Origin of the sequence: Fangia hongkongensis FSC776 = DSM 21703 (genome assembly GCF_000379445.1) — a bacterium.
Taxonomy (GTDB): Bacteria; Pseudomonadota; Gammaproteobacteria; order Francisellales; family Francisellaceae; genus Fangia; species Fangia hongkongensis.
Genome location: NZ_KB902239.1, coordinates 71,709 through 90,614, shown reverse-complemented (window position 1 = coordinate 90,614; position 18,906 = coordinate 71,709). Strand labels below are relative to the sequence as shown.

20 protein-coding genes are annotated in these 18,906 nt (G+C 38.2%); 5 read left to right on the top strand and 15 right to left on the bottom strand.

Annotated elements, in window-relative coordinates; translation table 11 throughout:
* Positions 1–74: 74 nt before the first annotated feature.
* The 5 genes from A37Q_RS0100435 to A37Q_RS0100410 all read right to left on the bottom strand — a co-directional run bounded on the left by A37Q_RS0100435 (position 75) and on the right by A37Q_RS0100410 (position 5,231).
* Positions 75–278 carry a hypothetical protein gene (locus tag A37Q_RS0100435; protein ID WP_018298289.1) on the bottom strand — a complete coding sequence of 68 codons (204 nt, stop codon included), beginning with the start codon at positions 276–278 and terminating at the stop codon, positions 75–77.
* 248 nt (positions 279–526) lie between these two features.
* Positions 527–1,495, bottom strand: coding sequence for a hypothetical protein (locus A37Q_RS0100425; protein ID WP_018298287.1), 969 nt, complete (start codon positions 1,493–1,495; stop codon positions 527–529).
* Positions 1,489–3,912, bottom strand: a complete 2,424-nt coding sequence (locus A37Q_RS0100420) for a TcfC E-set like domain-containing protein (protein ID WP_083906936.1) — start codon at positions 3,910–3,912, stop codon at positions 1,489–1,491. Before A37Q_RS0100420 ends, A37Q_RS0100425 begins: the two co-directional genes overlap by 7 nt.
* A gap of 31 nt (positions 3,913–3,943) precedes the next feature.
* A complete protein-coding gene (locus A37Q_RS0100415) occupies positions 3,944–4,447 on the bottom strand; it encodes a hypothetical protein (protein ID WP_018298285.1) in 504 nt (167 codons plus the stop codon).
* 55 nt (positions 4,448–4,502) lie between these two features.
* Positions 4,503–5,231 (bottom strand): fimbrial biogenesis chaperone, encoded by a 729-nt coding sequence (locus tag A37Q_RS0100410; RefSeq protein WP_026196422.1) that lies wholly within the window; start codon positions 5,229–5,231, stop codon positions 4,503–4,505.
* Between the two features lie 196 nt (positions 5,232–5,427).
* Between A37Q_RS0100410 and A37Q_RS0100405 the strand changes: the two genes are divergently transcribed.
* Both A37Q_RS0100405 and A37Q_RS0100400 read left to right on the top strand, forming a co-directional pair.
* Positions 5,428–6,933, top strand: coding sequence for an O-antigen ligase family protein (locus A37Q_RS0100405; protein WP_018298283.1), 1,506 nt, complete (start codon positions 5,428–5,430; stop codon positions 6,931–6,933).
* Between the two features lie 48 nt (positions 6,934–6,981).
* Positions 6,982–7,812, top strand: a complete 831-nt coding sequence (locus A37Q_RS0100400; protein ID WP_018298282.1) for a response regulator transcription factor — start codon at positions 6,982–6,984, stop codon at positions 7,810–7,812.
* A 7-nt stretch (positions 7,813–7,819) separates the two neighbouring features.
* Here the strand turns inward: A37Q_RS0100400 and A37Q_RS0100395 are convergent, their stop codons facing one another.
* From A37Q_RS0100395 to tolQ, 8 genes are all read right to left on the bottom strand, one after another.
* On the bottom strand, positions 7,820–8,314 hold the full coding sequence (locus tag A37Q_RS0100395; RefSeq protein ID WP_018298281.1) for a lactoylglutathione lyase family protein: 495 nt from the start codon (positions 8,312–8,314) through the stop codon (positions 7,820–7,822).
* A 255-nt stretch (positions 8,315–8,569) separates the two neighbouring features.
* Positions 8,570–9,172 carry a short chain dehydrogenase gene (locus tag A37Q_RS0100390; protein ID WP_018298280.1) on the bottom strand — a complete coding sequence of 201 codons (603 nt, stop codon included), beginning with the start codon at positions 9,170–9,172 and terminating at the stop codon, positions 8,570–8,572.
* Between the two features lie 322 nt (positions 9,173–9,494).
* Positions 9,495–10,208, bottom strand: a complete 714-nt coding sequence (locus A37Q_RS0100385; protein WP_018298279.1) for a tetratricopeptide repeat protein — start codon at positions 10,206–10,208, stop codon at positions 9,495–9,497.
* Positions 10,199–10,864, bottom strand: coding sequence for an OmpA family protein (locus tag A37Q_RS0100380; RefSeq protein WP_018298278.1), 666 nt, complete (start codon positions 10,862–10,864; stop codon positions 10,199–10,201). The genes A37Q_RS0100385 and A37Q_RS0100380 overlap by 10 nt, the downstream gene beginning before the upstream one ends.
* A 48-nt stretch (positions 10,865–10,912) precedes the next feature.
* The gene (gene tolB / locus A37Q_RS0100375; protein WP_169710217.1) at positions 10,913–12,187 is read right to left on the bottom strand and encodes a Tol-Pal system beta propeller repeat protein TolB; all 1,275 of its coding nucleotides are present in this window, start codon (positions 12,185–12,187) and stop codon (positions 10,913–10,915) included.
* 60 nt (positions 12,188–12,247) lie between these two features.
* A complete protein-coding gene (locus A37Q_RS0100370; RefSeq protein WP_018298276.1) occupies positions 12,248–13,192 on the bottom strand; it encodes a cell envelope integrity TolA family protein in 945 nt (314 codons plus the stop codon).
* Between the two features lie 8 nt (positions 13,193–13,200).
* Positions 13,201–13,638, bottom strand: a complete 438-nt coding sequence (tolR, locus tag A37Q_RS0100365; RefSeq protein WP_026196419.1) for a protein TolR — start codon at positions 13,636–13,638, stop codon at positions 13,201–13,203.
* The gene (gene tolQ / locus A37Q_RS0100360; protein WP_018298274.1) at positions 13,631–14,329 is read right to left on the bottom strand and encodes a protein TolQ; all 699 of its coding nucleotides are present in this window, start codon (positions 14,327–14,329) and stop codon (positions 13,631–13,633) included. Before tolQ ends, tolR begins: the two co-directional genes overlap by 8 nt.
* A gap of 241 nt (positions 14,330–14,570) precedes the next feature.
* Here tolQ and A37Q_RS0100355 point away from each other — a divergent pair, with 241 nt between their 5' ends.
* Positions 14,571–15,767, top strand: coding sequence for a cytochrome P450 (locus tag A37Q_RS0100355; protein ID WP_018298273.1), 1,197 nt, complete (start codon positions 14,571–14,573; stop codon positions 15,765–15,767).
* 14 nt (positions 15,768–15,781) lie between these two features.
* Here the strand turns inward: A37Q_RS0100355 and A37Q_RS0100350 are convergent, their stop codons facing one another.
* Positions 15,782–16,681, bottom strand: coding sequence for a methyltransferase domain-containing protein (locus A37Q_RS0100350; RefSeq protein ID WP_018298272.1), 900 nt, complete (start codon positions 16,679–16,681; stop codon positions 15,782–15,784).
* Between the two features lie 110 nt (positions 16,682–16,791).
* Between A37Q_RS0100350 and A37Q_RS0100345 the strand changes: the two genes are divergently transcribed.
* On the top strand, positions 16,792–17,484 hold the full coding sequence (locus A37Q_RS0100345) for an alternative oxidase (RefSeq protein WP_018298271.1): 693 nt from the start codon (positions 16,792–16,794) through the stop codon (positions 17,482–17,484).
* A gap of 117 nt (positions 17,485–17,601) precedes the next feature.
* Entirely contained in the window at positions 17,602–18,054 is a 453-nt protein-coding gene (locus A37Q_RS0100340; protein WP_018298270.1) for an Rrf2 family transcriptional regulator, read from the top strand.
* Here the strand turns inward: A37Q_RS0100340 and A37Q_RS15695 are convergent.
* Positions 18,032–18,829 (bottom strand): transporter substrate-binding domain-containing protein, encoded by a 798-nt coding sequence (locus A37Q_RS15695; RefSeq protein WP_018298269.1) that lies wholly within the window; start codon positions 18,827–18,829, stop codon positions 18,032–18,034. The genes A37Q_RS0100340 and A37Q_RS15695 overlap by 23 nt on opposite strands.
* Between the last annotated feature and the right edge of the window lie 77 nt (positions 18,830–18,906).

Genomic DNA, 18,906 nt, shown 5'->3' with positions numbered 1-18,906 from the left:
CCAAGATATAGCCCCGCTACTTTATCTTGGTTTTCAGAGCTTAGCACTCTAAAATAATACCGAGTTTCATCTCCCTACTCTGCACTATGAAACTTATCACCATTATTAGGTTTTGTATACTTTGTTGTATTCTGAGCAAATAGCGTCTTCATAAACTGCACTTCAAACTCTTCTGTACTCCCTCTTTGCCTATCCTCCAAACGTATCGTAGCTCTCCCTATTGCTCCATTGCCCCATTTTTTATGGTAATCCCAAGCATCATCATATCTATTTTGCATTGTACTAGACAATACATTATTTGAAAGTGCTATTAACGAATGTCCTCCCCCCAATGTATCCTGTCTCAGCTTCTATTATGTACTGCCAGTCTTGACTCTGCTTTTCTGTGTCAAAGGCTGTTATGTTAACTATCTCCGTTTCAGCATATACTAAAGCTGAAAACAAAAAGCCCTTTAGTAAAGTGATGGCCATAAGAGTATACTTTTGCACTTTTCTCATCTTAGACCTCCCATCAACCAGTGGATACCTACCACATGGCATTAAAATTTAATGTCATTTGCCCTTCATGCTGCCCAGAGTCAGGCGGATTTTTAGCCACAATATTTAGCGGAATATTATAGTTATTTGGAAGCTGTTGCAATGCTGTTGTGTTTGCTACATTTGTGGTGATCTTTTCATTATTGATATAAACCTCATAAGCCCAACGGTCGGCAGTATCTGTGTTTTCTAACTGGCAGTTACCACCATCATTATCTGAAGGGGAGTCACACTGCAAAGTCACTTTATAGTCCAGGGGCACAGGCGAGTTAGCTTTATAGTTAATATACGTTTGTGCCGTATACTCTGACCCCATAGGATCACTAGCGTCTTGCATAACTAACTTGATATTGGGAGCTGCTTGAAAAATGATTTCAAATGGAATATCAAGTGCAATTGTTATCACCATTAGATCTAATATTTGATTATTCTCTGTATCTTTTATTAAGAACGGTAATTTTGCTCGATAACTTCCAGCAGGAGCCTCTATTTTCTCCAATATAAAACTAAAGTCTCTAGCTCTATGAGGGTCGGTATTAGATGAAAACAAATGTATATTATTTATGTATGTTTTAGAATAATCATGACCAGAGGTATTGCCATGTACTGTTCTAGAGGCTCTAAGAAACGCCTCAACCTCATGCCCCGGGAAAGACATATTATATAACTTGAATTTTATTCGATTATACACCGTCCCTACCCCACTAGGAGTACTGTCCCGTTTATTTACTTTTATTGTGGCATTCGCACCATCTGCGTCTGTAACAATATAACCTTTCTCCGCCAACAAAGCATATGGATAATTATTACATGGATCTTGAGCACCAGAACAAACAACTGAGGCATAGTTTCTGCTCCCATACCCTTTATCATCTTCTGTGATAGTAATCGAACTTGCTTCTGCATATTGAATTACGGACAATAAAAGTACATACGGCAATTTATTCAAAATCAACACTCAATCACTCCTATCCACTGCCCTGATTGCAAAATCCTAGGATCCTGGAATTCATATTTACAACTACCGTTAATTTGCAAAGTTGGGTTACGCTTATCGATATACACCATAAAATAACCATCTTCATCGGTTACTGTCTGATTGATATGGTTTTTAACCATCACATTTTTCTTAGGCTTGCCATCGACTAATGCACGACCTAATACATGTATTGTCGCAATGGCTGACTCATCAATCTGAACAATATTTCCAGGCATAAGGCTAAAGCTTTTCTCTTTTTCAGAGTATTGAAGATTTGATTTGTCATTTCTATCCTCTAAAAGCTGAAGCGTGTATTCTTGATATGCAGGCAACATAATGAGATTTTGCCCTGCACTTAAGCTATAGCGCCTGCCATCAAGCTCAGCATCAACACTTGCATCCTCTGGCATATCCATGTCAATCATAACGCCCGCCTGATTATACTGATCTGCACTAAAAGAAGGGACAAAGTCAACCAAAGCAAAGCTGCCTGAGAGAGAGCCATAAATTGAGGAAGTTGATTGCCCATTGGTTGACTGGTGAGCGGCATCAATAAATCCACTCACGCTATCAGAACCTAAAGCCACCGAAATACCTTGCGATTCACTGACATCACCATAATCTATTTCAAGCGACACATCATCAATGTAATTACTGTCAAAGTTTGGTGAGTAGCCAAGCGTGCCACTATTAACATTGTTATTACTTTGATGACCAAGAGAACTATGAAGGTTCGAGCCATTATCAAAGAAGTAACTGAAGTTGAGCATAATTGAGAAGTCTTTATATTGCCCCCCTACATACTTACTATAGCCATAGTTAATATTTGAATAAATTTGATAGTCCCTTGTACTAATCCATGTTTTATAATGTGACAAGTTGGACTGAAAATTATTTGTTTTTAAATTATACATGTAGCTTCCCGATAAAGAGCCAAGTCCGATCTCATTTAAATTAATGCTAGAGCTTATGCCGATGCTGTTGTAATCTTTTGCAAAGGCACTAAAAGTCTGCTCACTTTGATAATTATTTCTTTGGTTATCTTCATTTTGATACCACAAATTCATCGACAATAGACTAAATGGCTGCATTTGTGCATTAATATTAAAACCATAGCCGTGGTAGTTATCAACCGCGCCTGCAGCATTAAATGAGACGCTCTCAGAGAGTAGATAATCAACACCAACCTCCCCTGTTACCGTGCTACCAAGCACATAAGCTGAGAGGTTTGTCACTGTATTAGTAATCGGCATAAAGGCATATGCAGCGCCCAAATACACTTTATTAAAGCGATCAGGAAAAAACTGTTCTTTGTAACTTGTCTCTTTTGCCATCCCAACCCATAGCCTGTAATGTGAGCTTCTATCACCAAAATCTGCCGCTGAAGTTGGTTTCACAACCGTGCTTGTTCTGGTTTCAATCAAGGTATTGCCTTGATAAATCTCAACTCTTACTGAATAAATGCCATAAGGAAAAGCGGAGGTGTCAACCTCATGCGTTCCCGCGGCAAAACTTTGCACACTTAAGAGGTTGTTTTCTTTGTATATTTTTACTTTGGTATTGCTTTGTGCATAAATTAAAATTGGCACCTGAGAGCTTGCCTTTTTATTCTTTTTCATATTATTTGAACTTGCAAGTCCAATGAGTAAACTATCCACAGATGGCATGTAATCCATTTGCGTCACAGCATTAAATGGCGCCTCATAACTACCCATAAAACCTGCAATTAACAGCTTATCTTGAAACTCCTGCTGCACATAAAGCTGCGTTAGCGTTTCACTTGAGCTATTTTCACTACCTGTGGCGATGATACCACTGTGAACAGAAGTGTTATTGACACTACTGATATTCTCTAAATTTAAATTATAGCTTGACGAATCATTCGAGACATCAAAGTAGACATTGTAGTTAAAAATGCTGCCATAACGTGTGTTTTCATGTAAATTAAGATAGCCCTGATCTTGATGATTCTGATAAGATACAGCGCTCTTATTAATTGCAATATCCAGCTCAGATTTCTTGCTCGAAAAATGACTTCTTGCTAGAATAGATCCAGCTTTACAGATGCCTTGAGCTTCATATTCAGTGCGACAGTAAATGGTATCTTCAAAAGGAATCCCTGCACGCCACTCACCTAAAATAATCGCTTTAGCGGCAGGTTTCAACTTTACAGAAGAGAAAATCTCATTAAGATCAATTCCCTCAAGTTTAGTATCTTGCACATATGCCGTATAATAGCCAAGCTGAACCCCTGAAACCTGAACATTAACATCAACTCCTTGCTGTGAGGCAAAATCAATAAACTCTTTTGGGATATGATTGTTTGAGTAAAGCTGACTAACGAAGCCTGAGCTTAATAAAACAGCCACTAAACAGAACGTCTTTAGACGGTTCATTGCGTGTACCTCACTTATTCTAGCAACTATTTTATGTTAAGGTGCCATCAAATTGAACATGCAGGCTACCGCTAAAGGTTCCTGCTGAATGCTTATCCTCATCATATTTTTCAGGGTCAACAAAAAGTGTTACGGTAGAGTCACCTGTTGGGTTAGCAAGCTCACCGAAGACATCTACACCTCCATGAGTAAGTTCTGTATCCCCAAATGTCACATCATATTCAATTTGTTCGCCCGTCGTACTATCACTTGTCATATGGGTTGGTGAAGTAGTAGAGGCAGTTATCCCGATGATTGTACCAGAACCTACACTTACCGTAACTGTTGCTGATTCGACCTTAAAATCATCTGACACTGCATCATAATTGAACTGAAGTGAACTTTTATTCGAAGTTACTGTGAAGTAAGGAAGGCTAGTATCTGGAACAGTTGCAGACAAGGCCATCGTCAAGTCCTGTACATTCGCACTTGCTACACCAGTAATGGATACTGCTAAGAAAACACAGCCTGCTAGTTTTTTTGTCATTGTTTTCATTGTATTTCTCCTAAATATAGTATTTACATAGTTTGTTGTTAAGTTAATTTATCTATTAAATTTCATAGGTTTCTCTTTCATTGCCTTCAGTAATCACATACTCTGTCTCCTTATGGTTATAATCGGTTAAACTAAAACTTTTACTTTGCTTGGCATAAACAATGCGATTCTCTACTTTTTTCCCATTTTCACAGCCTTTCACCTCATCATCGCGGCACGGCCCTTGGATTTTGAGCTTAACAAAGCTGTTGCCTTTATTTTCTACCTTTAAAACACCATCACTTATGCCATGTGTTGTGTTATAGCGAATATTTTTCTGTAATGGCGTGACAATTAGCAAGGTTCCATAGGCAATAGATAAAGTAACGCCACTTTTCACCTTACCTTCTTGTACATTAAAAAAACCATTATCTAATGACGGCTCAACAGGAATAATACGGATGCGGTAATATTGATCCTCTGTAATCGATTCTCTACCTTTAGGCAAACTCATGCGAAGGAGCTTTTCATAATTGGGCGGAATAACCATCTTTAATGGTGAAACCAAAAGATCACTCACCATGTCTTTAAGCTCAAGCTTTATCTCTTTATTCTCTCCAAATGGATCAAGTATTTTAAAAGCCTCAATTTTGACATATTGAGTCGTGCCCCCTGTATTTTTAATCGTACGTGTAATCTCCTGATCATCATTATCCCACTCCAGCAACATTGGTCCTGGATCAAGCTGTGCATGTGCCGAGAGCATCAACATACATAAACTAAAAAAACTTAATATCTTCTTCATGATTCGCCCGTTTTTGATACGTTTTTAATTTTCCGATACAGCACATAATACAGACAACCCATAGAAATCCGTTAGTGACAAAGGATGATAAAAAATCACCAAAAATCACCTTGCATTCTTGATGTTATTTTTGCTTATTTGATCAAAGGGCACTCATGCGATAGCTTATACCGCAATAAACAAACTGGGGAATAACATGAAAACCACAAACCATATCCTTTTAGGATTTTTAATACTTGGATTAGTCATCCTTTTTATCGCACCTTTTTCGTTAGAGAAGATCTTTTACTATGATCAAAGGCGCATGATTCAATTAGTGCTTTTATCTGCCACTGCAATAATTGCCTTACTGCACAGTCCACTTCGAGCATTTATTGTCAGCTGTTTCAGCAATAATTACAAAATAGCTTTAATCGTAGCGCTCTTATTGTTAAGCTTGGTGATTAGCAGCCTAAATGCCTACTACCCAACCATCTCGTTTTTATACTTAAGCCAATGGATACTCCTTGGCATATTTGCCCTTGCTTGCTGCTACCTTTGTTTAGAGAATCAAAATAATATCCGTTATTTTATGCTGCTTGGCATTGTATTTTTTATCATCATTTGTAGTTATATTGCATATGGTTATATCAACTTAGATGACTTGACTCAAAATCAATCGATGCTAAGCAAGCGCTCAGCGCTAATCGTTCACCCACAGTTTTTAAACCCGCGCTTTTTAGATCAGCTGTTAGCAGGGCTTTTGCCTTTATCTGGTGCACTTATTTTGCTCAGCAAAAATCCGTTATTAAAGCTCCTTACACTAATCGGCATCAGTGCAGGATTTTACTTAACGATTATTACAGGTTCACGCGCTAACTTGGTGATTATCTTCGCAATCTTCATCTTTGGCAGTCTCTTTTTTAGAAGGCTCTTTTTGCGCTACTTTATTTATATGCTGCTGGCATTTGTTATTGCTTTTTTCGCCTACCTTGCTATTCAATATTTAACGGGAGCCGAGATTATCTCTGCATTAGAAAGACAGGGGGAGTTTTTACGATATAATGATAGGGCACCACTTATTGAGCTATCGATCAATATATGGAAAGCACACCCCATTTTTGGTGCTGGATCTGGCATGTACGCACATTATGCTTATCTCTCTCATAACATCACCGCTGCACATCCACATAATATGTGGGTGATGTTACTTGCTGAATGGGGAATAATAGGCATTTTGTGTGTTGTTGCACTTTTTATCGCACTTGGCCTTAAGCTCTTTCAATATCGAAAAGCGCTACAAAATAACCTCTATGCAATGGCAAGCCTATTTGCACTTATTGGCCTTCTTGTCAAAGGGCTTGTCAGCGGTATCATTGTTATGCCAGCAAGTCAGATGCTTTTTGCTGTCATTATTGGCATTTTATTATCTGTGATTTTAAGCGTGAGACAAGAAAATCAAAAGCATATAGCTCGCGATGGTAAACTATACACTTACCTAATCAGCTTAATCACCCTTGGAGCTGCTGCTTATACTTTTATATTCCTCATTAAAAACGCACCTAAAATAACACCCAACACTTATAACTATGGTGCTGCTTGTCAAATTAAAAATAAAGAGTCAACTCTACTCAGCCCAAATTTATGGGCAAATGGCTGGCTGACAACCCATAACAAGCCCATTAAAACATTAATTCAAAGTGACAAACTTAAGTGTCCTTAAAGCATAAAATAAAAATTTGTAAACAGATCAGCATAACAGAGGTTAATTATGCAAAATCACTATTCAACTAGCCAACAGGCGTATATACTTCAAGAAAAAGCGCTGAGTTTAATTGATATGGCAACCATACTGATTGTCGATGATGATCGCTCCTTTCGTGAAATCCTCTCAAGCTCTCTTATTGAACGTGGGTTTACGGTTGTTGAAGCTCAAAATACCCTTGAGGCAATGAAAGCCATTGAAGCACAGCCCATTCATTTAATCTTGCTTGATGTCATGATGCCAGAGGAAGATGGCATTACTTTTTGTAAAAGGCTTCGCAAGGAACATAACACTCCTGTCATATTTATCAGCGCACTCACTGATGAGATAGAGCAAATTCTTGCCCTTGAAGTGGGTGGACTTTATTATGTTACCAAACCCTTTAGCACAAGACTTCTTATCACCAAAATTAAAAAAGCACTGGAATTAACCGAGCTTTTTCAAAGCGCTAGTGATGTAGATAAAAATAGTAATGAACCAAAGGCGAATATTGAAATTACCACCGGCAAAAACTATTATTTTAATGAGCTGATCTTTAACCCATATACGCGCACGCTAACAAACAAGAAAAATAAACAGAATTTCGTTAAGCTTGGTGTCAAAGAGCGTGATTTACTAGTGCTTCTTATTCAAAACATCGGCATTCCCTTGCAAAAAGAGTTTCTTATGAAAACGCTCTATAATAAAGAATTTGATCTATTTGATAATAGTGTTAACTCGCTTGTCTATCGCCTTCGAAAGAAAATCAATGAATGCTTATCAAAACCCTCTGATCTGATTCAATCTGCCTATACAAATGGCTATCAGCTCATTGAGACGCCTGAGGAAAGTGAATAGCCCATTGTCAATACGCTGATTTTGAGTAGGTCAGCTCATAACTATGACTGTATATTTCAAGAATATTCCCAAATGGATCTTCCATATAAATCATCCGATAAGGTTTCTCACCGGGGTAATAGTAACGTGGTTTCTCCATACGCCTTTTGCCGCCATAAGCCACAATTTTATCTGCAAGACCTTCAACATCTGGATCTTGTACACAAAAGTGAAAAATGCCCGTTTTCCAATATTCAAAGTTATCCTTTGGATTTTCTTGATTAGGAAACTCAAAAATCTCAATGCCAACTTTATCGGAAGTTGATAAATGTGCAATGCGAAAAGAACCCCATTTTGCCCCAAAAACATCCGTACACATAAGACCAATGGCACTCTCATCTTCAACAATAGTGGTTGGCTCCATAATAATATACCATCCCATTACTTCAGTATAAAACTCAACAGCTCTATCTAAATCGGGAACAGAAATACCAATATGTGAAAAACTACGCGGATAGGTCATATTATCTCCTTAATGATGCTATAACATCATTAAGTATATACCACCCGCAAATCATTTTACCCTATTTCTGCCATTGAATTTCTTGTTCTTTTGAGTCATCAGATATTGCTAATAGTCCGAGCTATTACCTGCAACCCAATGACTCAAAACTATCAAAAACTTCTTCAACATTAAACACCGCAAAATGATTCGCGAGTGGTATATTAGGGCTCTGGTATATTTTACAGTAGCGCTCAGCGTACTTTTTTCGCCCTTTTATTGCACTTTGTACACTTTCCCTGTTTGCAGTCCTTCTACACTTTTGATATAGGCCTTAGCAACATCTTTAGCATCTCGTGGCAAGTAACCTTTAAAATACGCCTCATATTTATCCATTGATTCACTTAATACCGTTGGACTAACACAATTAATGCGAACATTATTTTCAAGCTCGATTGCAGCGCCAGTGACAAAGCCTTCAACGGCTGAGTTAATCATCGCCGCCTGAACACCATATAAAATAGGATCGGTATTTAAAATCCCGGAAGTTAAGGTAAATGAGCCTTTTGGGTTAATATAATCAAGAGCATGTGTTACCAAATTCACTTGTCCCATCAGTTTGTTTTGAAGCCCAATTTGCCAATCTGCCTCGGTCATTTCCTTTAAAAGCCCAAAGTGAACAGCACCGGCTGTGACAATAAGTGCATCAAAGCTCCCTACCTTTTCATAAAGCGCTTTAATAGAGGCTTCATCTGAGATATCAATCGGATACTCAGCAGAGTTTCTTGTCGCTTGAATCACTTCATAGCTTGAATCTAATGCAGCAACAACGGCTTTTCCAATCGTGCCTGTTGCACCAATCACAATGACTTTTTTCATACGTTTCTCACATTATTAATGAACAATAATAAGTATATACCACCCGCAAACCATTTTACCCTATTTCTGCCATTGAATTTCTTGTTCTTTTGAGTCATTAGATATTGCTAATAGTCCCAGCTATTGCCTGCAATCCAATGACTCAAAACTATCAAAAACTTCTTCAACATTAAACACCGTAAAATGATTCGCGAGTGGTATATAAGATTATATTCTTATCACTACGCTATGCAAGAGGTAATCATGAGATGTATATTTAGTAACAGTTAGGCGGCTATTATTGGGAAAATGCCTCATATCAAATATGCATAACAACTCACAGTTAATTTAGCTTCTTCAACTGCATATCAGCCTTCTTGGCATAACTTGAAGAGGGGTATTTGCTGACAATTTGCTGAAAATAGCGCTTTGCCTTTGCCTTATTGCCATTTGCGAGCTCCAAAACGGCTAATGAATAGGTGGCATCAATAATTTTAACACTCTTTGGGTAGCGCGTAACAATGGTATTAAACTTCTGATAGGCCGCTTTTGTATCGCCTTGTATCAGATAAATCTGCCCTAATAAATACAAACTCTCAGAGTAATTCTCGCCATTATAATAATCTCGCGTATAATTATTAAAAAGGCGCTTTGCCGTATTATAATTTTTTGCAAGCAGTGCTGATTTTGCCTTTTCAAACGCAGCATTGTCTCTTTGTAATCTAAGCTCTCTTGCTGAGGGTTTATTCACTTTTTTCTCTAACGCATCTAAGCGTTTAGAGAAATCCACCAGTGTTTGACTCACCGTTTGATTAAGCTGTGCAAGCTTATAGCTATTCATCTCAATTTGCCCACGAAGCTGGTCAAGCGTTTGAGCAAACTGATTACTTTTGGCTTGGTTCTGCTGTGCAATCAAATAGCTCACCTGATTTTGAAGCTTTGTGACTTCTAATGATAAATCGTCGACATTCGCCGCATAAAGTGAATTTATACTCATCGCACCAAGTGCTATTAATGCATATTTACATTGGCGCAACCTTTTTCCATTTAACCGCATTTTTGACCAAATCCAATCTCTACACGTCGATCAAGGTAATATGCTTTTGATTTGACATTGGCAAGGCAAGATTGATCATTTGAATGACTACACATTTGCGATGTCATTTCGGCTAAGTTTGCTGCCGGCTGTGATTTACCATAACTTACGGTACAAATTTGACTTTGTGGCACACCTTGCTGCATTAAGTACTGAGAAACACTATCTGCACGTCTTTGGCCTAAGTTCAAATTATATTTCTCGCTCCCTCTTGGATCTGTATGACCTGCAAGGCGAATAGGCTGCTTGTACTTAACTAAATAATTTGCCACATTATTAAGGCAGGTTTTGGTATCAGCATCAATCACTGTACTATCAAAGCCAAAATGGACTACTTTACAATTCATCTGGCTTAATGCTTGCATCATTTGCTGTCTTTGTTCGGCTGTATAACTATCTGAATTATAGATTTGAGACTGAAGCTCACTTAAGCTTTGGCTATCTAGCGCACTAGATTGCCCAAGGCCACTTGTTTTCACCCCTTCAGCTCCTGTACTTGAAGTCGGCCCTATGCCTTCAATGGGCGCCTGAGACTGCGAAGCACACCCTGCTAGAAATAACGCGCCTAAAGCCGACGCCAAAAATGTAATTCGTTTTACATTGTGTAAGTTTTTCACCGATATACTCCTATTAAAGTTAATATAATTAATATTTTTGCTTTATATTTATACTGCCTGTGACCACGCAGGTGATTGAATCGCACCATTTGTATTTGATGGTAATGTAATTTGCACTTTTGCGTCAATAGATACCATTGCAAGGCTTGAATTTCCTTTAGCATCTGTTTTGACATATAACACCATATTGCCATCAGGCGAAATACTTGGAGAGGCATCCGCCTTGCCATGTGTCAACACGGTAATTTTATTTGTTTTGATATCCAGCTTGGCAATCTGTGTGCCACTATTTCGCGTTTTTTGGTACATAAATACGATATATTGACCATTTGGTGTGTATATAGGATCAAATGCTTGATGAATACCAAAGGTGGCTCGCTCGGCACTTGGATATTTTGCATCTACTGGAGTGGTGTAGATCTGTGGATTGCCCCCACGATTAGAAACAAAGGCTATCTCATCTCCAGAGGGAGAAAAGCTAGGTGCAGTATTAATCCCATTAATAGAGAGCTTTTTATATAATTTGTCGTTCTTTAAATTCATCAGATAAATGTTGGTATTCTCAGAATAGCCTTGAGATAGCGCCATCGCTAATGTGTTACCACTTGGCGAGAAACTCGGTGAGCTGTTAATCCCCTCATAATTTGCAACAAGCTTTCTCACCCCTGTGTAGACATTAATAGTGTAAATAGCCATACCACCTTTGTAATAACTGACATAGGCGATATACTTCCCATCTTTTGACCAAGCCGGTGACATAATGGGCTCTTTGGGTTGAGAAAGTAGCACATGCGGATTGAATCCATCATAATCAGAGACCACAAGCTGATAGCGCGCATTTTTTCTATCATAAGGATGCTCAACATCCACATACGAGATTTTCGAAGTAAAATACCCTTTATTGCCTGTCACCGCCTGATAAATATAATTACTAATTGTATGAGCCAGCACTCTAAATTGTGCCTTTGTAATATGATTAAACTCGCGCGAGCTAAACACCTGATTATTTAAGCGACTAACCAAGGTATATTTCACTGTATAGTGGCCATTTTCATCTTTAGACACACTGCCCATCACAATATAATTCACATGCCATTTTTGCCACTGAATGGCACCAATATGGCTGATACGCTCTGGAAAGTTACTATTTTGTACATCAAAGCGCCCAGAGTTGGTTAAATCTGCCTGAATCACTGCACTTAATCCACCTTGTGTCATATTTGTATCAGTGCTTGCGCCGGAAAATGGCAAAATTGCAATCGGTGTTTGCTTACTCACGCCTTGGGTAATCTGAATAGTTAACCTAGCATTGGCCGCTGACATGCAAACTATAAATCCTACCAAAAAGAGAATAATACTATTTATCTGTTTTTTGCCCATTTTTTATCCTTTTTGACCAAATTGAAAATTAATGCCCTCAGCAATTAGCTCACGCGCTTTTTTATCCGCTGGCAGTGGTGGCGCTTGTGTATTGCTAAACGCCAAAAGTAATGAGCGATCACAATTACTATCACCACTTGATACCACTATTTTAGGAGCAGAATTTGCCATCACAAGTACTGTTGGCAATTTATAGTTATCAATTTTACGACACCCATCCATTACCCATACAGACTCAATACGCCTTTTATATTCACTGGCATAATTTTGAAGCGCCCTTTCAGTCAAGCTTGCTTGCTCAGCTTGTGCATGCTCGCTTGCCAGATCATTAAGTGCAGAGACTCTAAGTGCATCAAGGGCTGCCTGCTGACGTTTTGCCTCTTTTTCTTTTGCTTCTTTGGCTTCTTTTGCCGCTTTTTCCAGTCTTTTTGCTGCTAACTCTTTTGCTTGTTTAGCTGCCTCACGCTTTTTTTCCTCTTGCTCTTTTTGTGCTTTCTCTATGCGCGCTTTTGCTTCTAATGCCTTTTGTTCACGTTCTTTTTGCGCTTTTTCTCTTGCTTGCTCTTTTGCTTTTTCAAATGCGACTTGCTTTGCCTCGGCCAACTTTTTCTCCAACGCTTCAAGTGCTAATGTGTTTTTATCAGAAGTGATTGGTTTTTGTATTTCTGGCTCTGAGACTTGTGCCTTTTGTACAGGCACAACCGCTGGCGAAAGCGTGCTTTCATTCACAATACTGGCATTGACAATCGGCGTGTTTGACGAAGCTTTAGGGGCAAGGTTTAATGTCACTTTGTTCTCATGAGAAGATACATACCAAGATAAAAAGATTAATAAGGCGACCAGTAAAATATGTAGTGCTATAGAGTAACAGACACTTCGTTTTTCAAAGGTATCAGTCGCCTTTTTAATCAGATCTTTGATGTTCTCTACAAAACTTCTTTGCGACATTTTAATACTTAACTACTTGCCAGTTTATCATCAGTGACAAGCCCGACGCTTTTCACACCTGATTTTTGCAATAACACCATGGCAGAGACAACCTCTCCATAACTAGCCGATTTATCTCCACGAACATAAACTTCTTTTTTAGGGTTCTGTGATAACATGCTTGCGACTGCTTGTTTTAAATTATCCGCAGAAATAGCATTTTGATCATTCCCTTGGTTTAAAAAATACTGCCCCTGTTGATTTACTGTTACAATCAGTGGCTTTGTTTCTGTTGGAGGAATCTTTTTGGCACTTGCCTCAGGTAGACTCACCTTTACGCCTTGTGTCAACATCGGTGCGGTAATCATAAAGATAATCAAAAGTACCAGCATCACATCGATATACGGCACAACATTAATCTCAACCATGGCCTTTCGCTTAGTCCGTCTTGAGGCACGTCTACGCATTTGTGCTCTCACTTTGCGGTTTATATGCCTCACGATATAAAAGCGTACAGAGCTCATCTTGAAAATTCTCATATTCAAGCAAAACCGCATCAACTGATTTTGAAAAACGGTTATAGCCAACCACCGCAGGAATCGCAACAAAAAGCCCAAGTGCGGTTGCAATAAGTGCCTCTGCAATATGTGGTGCGACCATGGATAAAGTGGCTTGTTCCACACCACCTAAAGCAGTAAAAGAAGCCATAATTCCCCATACAGTTCCCAACAGACCAACATAAGGGGCAATAGAGCCAATGGTGCCAAGAAGAGAGATTTGATGCTCAAGCTTTTCAGATTCCTGCATCATAGCAACACGCATCGATCTTTCGACCCCTTCTAAAACCACATCACCATGTAAGTTTCCTTGCTTTCTTAAACGCAAAAACTCACGAAAGCCACAACTAAAAAGATATGACATGCCTTTGACTTGAGTTTTATTCGCTGAGAGTTTTTGATATATCTTTGAAATATTCCCACTTGACCAAAACTCTCTGGCAAAGCGTTTTGCCTCTAGTTTTGCTTGCTTTGTCACTTGATAGCGTTGAATCATAATAGCCCATGACCACACAGAACCAACAACCAAAATTAACATAATCAACTGAACAACAATATCGGCATTTGCAATGAGATGCCAAAACGACAAATTATTTGCCACAATCTACTCACACTCTGACTTCTTTTGCCGTTAATTCTATGATGATACAGGCAATTACAAAAGGAAATTCCGGCGTTTTTCTAAGATTCCTTAGATTTATACCACCCGCAAACCATTTTACAGTACTCTTAGCTCAAATATTCGATGAATAGGGGCATAAAGATAAAAATTGTAAATATTCATTTGACATACATATTATTATAATATGTAATTTATATACTTATTATAAAAGGAGAATGTAATGATAAAACCCACAGATAAATCATCAAGCCCTATTAACTTCCAAGATCAACTTTTTGATATCCGCGCCACTGAGGTTACTGAAGATCAAAACAAAGCCTATGATCAGATGTTAAAACACTTTCCCGTAGTTAAAAATAAAGATGCCAATAGCTATATGTTTTTTAAACATCGCGATGTTAAGAGAATTCTAGAAAATGACCGGATCTTTAGCGCCCAAGCTTCAAAGCACCTTTTTGTCCCTCATGGGTTAGATGAGCCAGATCACTCAAAGTACAGGCGCGCAATCGGCAAAGCCTTTACAAATGAAAAAATGCTGCCTCTACTCGCTAAATATGAACAAATTGCAGTTGAATTATTAAAAGAGGCAAAAAACACGCCCTCAGTCTTTGATGCAGCAAGATTTGCTTTTTATTTCACTGCCAGAGTTGAGCTCGCCCTCCTTAATTGGGATCTCTCTTTAGATAAGATATTAATTGATTGGACACTTAACAATTTACGCGCAACATTGCATGATGATAAGAAACAAAATATTGCCAATGCCAATGAGTGGAATCACTTAATTTACACGCAACTTAATGCAAGGCGTGCTCAAAATGCTCAAGCCATCAATCAAACCTCTGATTTGACCGATGATTTATTAAACATTCAGATTGACGGTAAACCAATGCCTGATGCAGAGATATCCAGCCTTATTCGTAATCTGAATATGGGACTTGTCAGCTCGATGGCTTGTAATATTACTAACTGTATCCATTTTTTGGCAACACACCCTGACATTCAGCAGCAAATCCGCAATGAGCTATCACTACTTGATGAAGCATTAGATGAAATCACAAGATTACATGGCAGTCTTGTTCAATCTAAACGCGTTGCAACCGAAGATGTAGAGTTTAATGGCATCCACATTAAAAAAGGGCAGTTTGTGCATGTGAACTGGTGTTCGGCTAATCGCGATGGTGATGTATTTGATAACCCTGATCAGTTTCAATGGGGACGTGATCACTCAGAGCATTTAATGTATGGTTATGGAACACATGAGTGTATGGGCATTCAGCTTGCACGTATACAACTTAAAATTGCCATGTATGAGCTATTTAAACAGACAGACAGTTTTACATTATCCTCTTTGCACACACCTGAAAAACTTGTATTCCCCGCCAATGGCTATCGTGCTTTAATCATCGAGTTAAAATAAACCGCCACTTAATATCATAGATGTCTTTGTGCGACTAATAGCGCAAATATCCCTTGAATGGGAAAGCCATTTTCATCCTCTCGGTGAAGCCTTCCTACTTGCTCTTTATATTCCAATAACGACCACCCAGCTTGTTGGTATTGATCATATAGCTCTTTTTCTTGAGCCAAATAGCTAAAATGCGCTGGAAAGACAAATGGCGACTTTGCAATCGGAAAAACAAGAATATGCATGCCCCCAGCTTTAGTGATTGCACGTAAATGAGTGAGCAAACCCTCTATCCTATCTGGATCTAGAAACTGCAAACTAACCGTACTAATAATAAGATCATAATCACCACCCAATTCATCTGGCAGCGGATTATTTAAATCTGATTTTATCAACTGGATATTTTCTAAGCTTTCTTTTTGAGCAATTAGGGCAATCTTATCCAGTGCCTGTTCATTGTAATCAATGCCTGTTAGATGATGCCCTTCTTTTGCAAGAAACAACAAATTTCTTCCCTGACCGCATCCCACATCCAAAACCTTCATATTCACCCTATCAGCAAGATAATGATCATAGGCATACAAAAGATCACTGTGAACATTCCCAAGCGCGTATTTTTTGCTAAAGTAACGATGGCTTTGACAGAAAAAAGAAATCTCAGCACTAAAGTCCTCATCTAGCAATTTAAGCTGATGTAATGCACTTGGCGGCACTATGACTTTATCCCCTTCTTTTTTAAGCACATGTGAAGAAAGTATACTTCCTTCAGCGTCGATAAAAAGAAATTCAACCTTGCCTTGTATTAATCTAAACTCTGCCCAACTCCCCTCTTTTGTGCTATGCGAATTCAAAAAGTAGCTTGCTTTTTCTTTATTTTGAATGGATATGCTTTTGTAATGCATCAATCGATCTAAAGGGTCTTTCATTGTATTTTTTCTCCTTAATAGCTTTTTAATTTAACATGCTTTCGCAATGCTTGACAAAAGCATATCATAATATGTATTCTAAATGCAAATTATTAGAAAAGGACGATAATATGAAGCGCTATTCATTTAAGGCTACCAAAAATACTGATCTTAACATTGATATCGATACACATGTCAAACCAAGAACATTGAGTGATAAAGTTGCTTATAGCTTTGTTAAACTACTTCGTTTTTTTGCAGATTTGTTTTTTGCAAAACGTTATGGTCACAGAGCTGTCGTGCTAGAAACCGTTGCAGCTGTTCCCGGAATGGTCGGAGGTTTATTACAACACTTACATGCACTTAGAAAAATTAAAGATGATCAGGGCTGGATTCGAGTCTTGCTTGATGAGGCCGAAAATGAAAGAATGCACTTAATGACTTTTATTGAGATTGCAAAACCTAATTTTGTCGAGCGCTTTCTTATCATTATTGTACAGTTTGTATTTTATCACTTTTATTTCCTTCTTTATCTCATTTCGTCTAAAACAGCACACCGTGTGGTTGGTTACTTTGAAGAAGAAGCCGTTATTAGCTATACCAAATACTTGCAGGAGGTAGATGCTGGAAGACATCAAAATGTCCCTGCACCAGACATTGCCATTCAGTATTGGCAGCTGCCTGAAACTGCGACCCTACGTGATGTGATTTTAGTCATTCGTGCTGATGAAGCCGAGCATAGAGATGTTAATCATGGATTTGTTGATTCTCTTAACAACTCTAAACAACTTAAAAAATCCCTTAAAGCAAATCAACGTATATAACACTACATACATGTTGCAACATTACGATGTTATTTGTATCTCTGAGATATTTCTTTTAAACTGACATAAATTTCTGATAGCAATGATCAATTATTTTATTTAGGGTAGCGCCAATTTATGCAGTTAACACAATTCACAGACTACGCATTACGAACACTTATTTACCTTGCTCAGCATCAAGACAGACGCTGCACAGCCAAAGAAATTTCCTCATTTTTCAACATTTCACATAACCATATGATTAAAGTCGTGCATCACCTAAGCAAATGTAACTTCATTGTAAGCATTAAAGGGAAAAATGGCGGGCTTCTATTACAAGAAGATGTAAAGTCGCTTGATTTAGCAACCATTATCAAAGCGCTCGAGCCCAATTTTAATATTGCCGAGTGCTTTAATAGCCTTAAGAACAACTGCATTATCACCCCACAGTGTAAGCTGAAAAATGTGCTGAATAAGGCTCTATCAAGTTTTATGCGTGAATTGGCCAATTACACGCTGAGTGATATTCTGATCAATCGTGATCTATCTACTGGCTTTATGGATAAGGTTAAAAAGGACAGCTCGCTTTAACTTCAGGATATGACAGCTCTAGCGCTTTATTATACCAAAGCTTAAACTCACTTTTATGCTGTTGATAGTATTGATCAAACTCAGTGATTAGCTTCTTCCCAACTGCGCCTTTATTCGCCATAAATACCTTCTCGGTAACAGGGTTATTGGTGATGGTAAAATCAATACCGAATTGCGACAATATACTCCCTTTCATTAAAGATCGATACTGAATTTCTATCTTATCTGTAAACATCACAAGTTTTTTATTCGGATATTTATTAAGACATGCATAGGCCGCTTCATTTGACGGAACAATCATAATTTCTGCTTGATGAATATGAGATTTGGCAAATGGCTCATTGGTGCCACCTTTATTTTCAATCACTGTCACATTTTTTTGATCGATATCATTAAAGCTTTTAAAGTACTTCTCATTCACTTTGGAAACAATGGGCGCCTTTTGATTTTGCTCCAATGCTTGAGAAAATACAAACAGCTTTGCCCGTTTTGCATTTTTTGTAATTCCACCAACCGCAATATCACATTTATTGACCAAATCGTGATTTAGATCTGGCCAAGTCGTTTTAATAAACTCAACTTTTCTTCCCTGAGAATAAGCGAAATGCTCAATCGCTGTTATCGCAAAGCCTTGATATTGATTCGTATTGGCATTGTAATACGTAAGCGGAGGATAATCCCCTGTTGTACACACCTTTAAAGGCTTCTCCAATGCATAGGCACTTATGGATGCTAAGCTTAGTGCCAACGCAATTATTTTATTAGTTTTTCTCATCAAACTACCCTCGTAATACCAGCTAGCCAGCATTAAACCATCTAAAGGTGCTTATGCCTATGAATAATTTCAATTTA

Coding starts and splice junctions, on each gene's coding strand:
- A37Q_RS0100415 (WP_018298285.1), bottom strand. CDS start 4,447: ATGAAAACAATGACAAAAAAACTAGCAGGCTGTGTTTTCTTAGCAGTA.
- tolB (WP_169710217.1), bottom strand. CDS start 12,187: ATGTCAGCGGCCAATGCTAGGTTAACTATTCAGATTACCCAAGGCGTG.
- A37Q_RS0100340 (WP_018298270.1), top strand. CDS start 17,602: ATGCAGTTAACACAATTCACAGACTACGCATTACGAACACTTATTTAC.
- A37Q_RS0100405 (WP_018298283.1), top strand. CDS start 5,428: ATGAAAACCACAAACCATATCCTTTTAGGATTTTTAATACTTGGATTA.
- A37Q_RS0100410 (WP_026196422.1), bottom strand. CDS start 5,231: ATGAAGAAGATATTAAGTTTTTTTAGTTTATGTATGTTGATGCTCTCG.
- A37Q_RS0100390 (WP_018298280.1), bottom strand. CDS start 9,172: ATGAAAAAAGTCATTGTGATTGGTGCAACAGGCACGATTGGAAAAGCC.
- A37Q_RS0100435 (WP_018298289.1), bottom strand. CDS start 278: ATGCAAAATAGATATGATGATGCTTGGGATTACCATAAAAAATGGGGC.
- A37Q_RS0100395 (WP_018298281.1), bottom strand. CDS start 8,314: ATGACCTATCCGCGTAGTTTTTCACATATTGGTATTTCTGTTCCCGAT.
- A37Q_RS0100400 (WP_018298282.1), top strand. CDS start 6,982: ATGCAAAATCACTATTCAACTAGCCAACAGGCGTATATACTTCAAGAA.
- A37Q_RS0100355 (WP_018298273.1), top strand. CDS start 14,571: ATGATAAAACCCACAGATAAATCATCAAGCCCTATTAACTTCCAAGAT.
- tolR (WP_026196419.1), bottom strand. CDS start 13,638: ATGCGTAGACGTGCCTCAAGACGGACTAAGCGAAAGGCCATGGTTGAG.
- A37Q_RS0100345 (WP_018298271.1), top strand. CDS start 16,792: ATGAAGCGCTATTCATTTAAGGCTACCAAAAATACTGATCTTAACATT.
- A37Q_RS0100350 (WP_018298272.1), bottom strand. CDS start 16,681: ATGAAAGACCCTTTAGATCGATTGATGCATTACAAAAGCATATCCATT.
- A37Q_RS0100420 (WP_083906936.1), bottom strand. CDS start 3,912: ATGAACCGTCTAAAGACGTTCTGTTTAGTGGCTGTTTTATTAAGCTCA.
- A37Q_RS0100385 (WP_018298279.1), bottom strand. CDS start 10,208: ATGCGGTTAAATGGAAAAAGGTTGCGCCAATGTAAATATGCATTAATA.
- A37Q_RS15695 (WP_018298269.1), bottom strand. CDS start 18,829: ATGAGAAAAACTAATAAAATAATTGCGTTGGCACTAAGCTTAGCATCC.
- A37Q_RS0100370 (WP_018298276.1), bottom strand. CDS start 13,192: ATGTCGCAAAGAAGTTTTGTAGAGAACATCAAAGATCTGATTAAAAAG.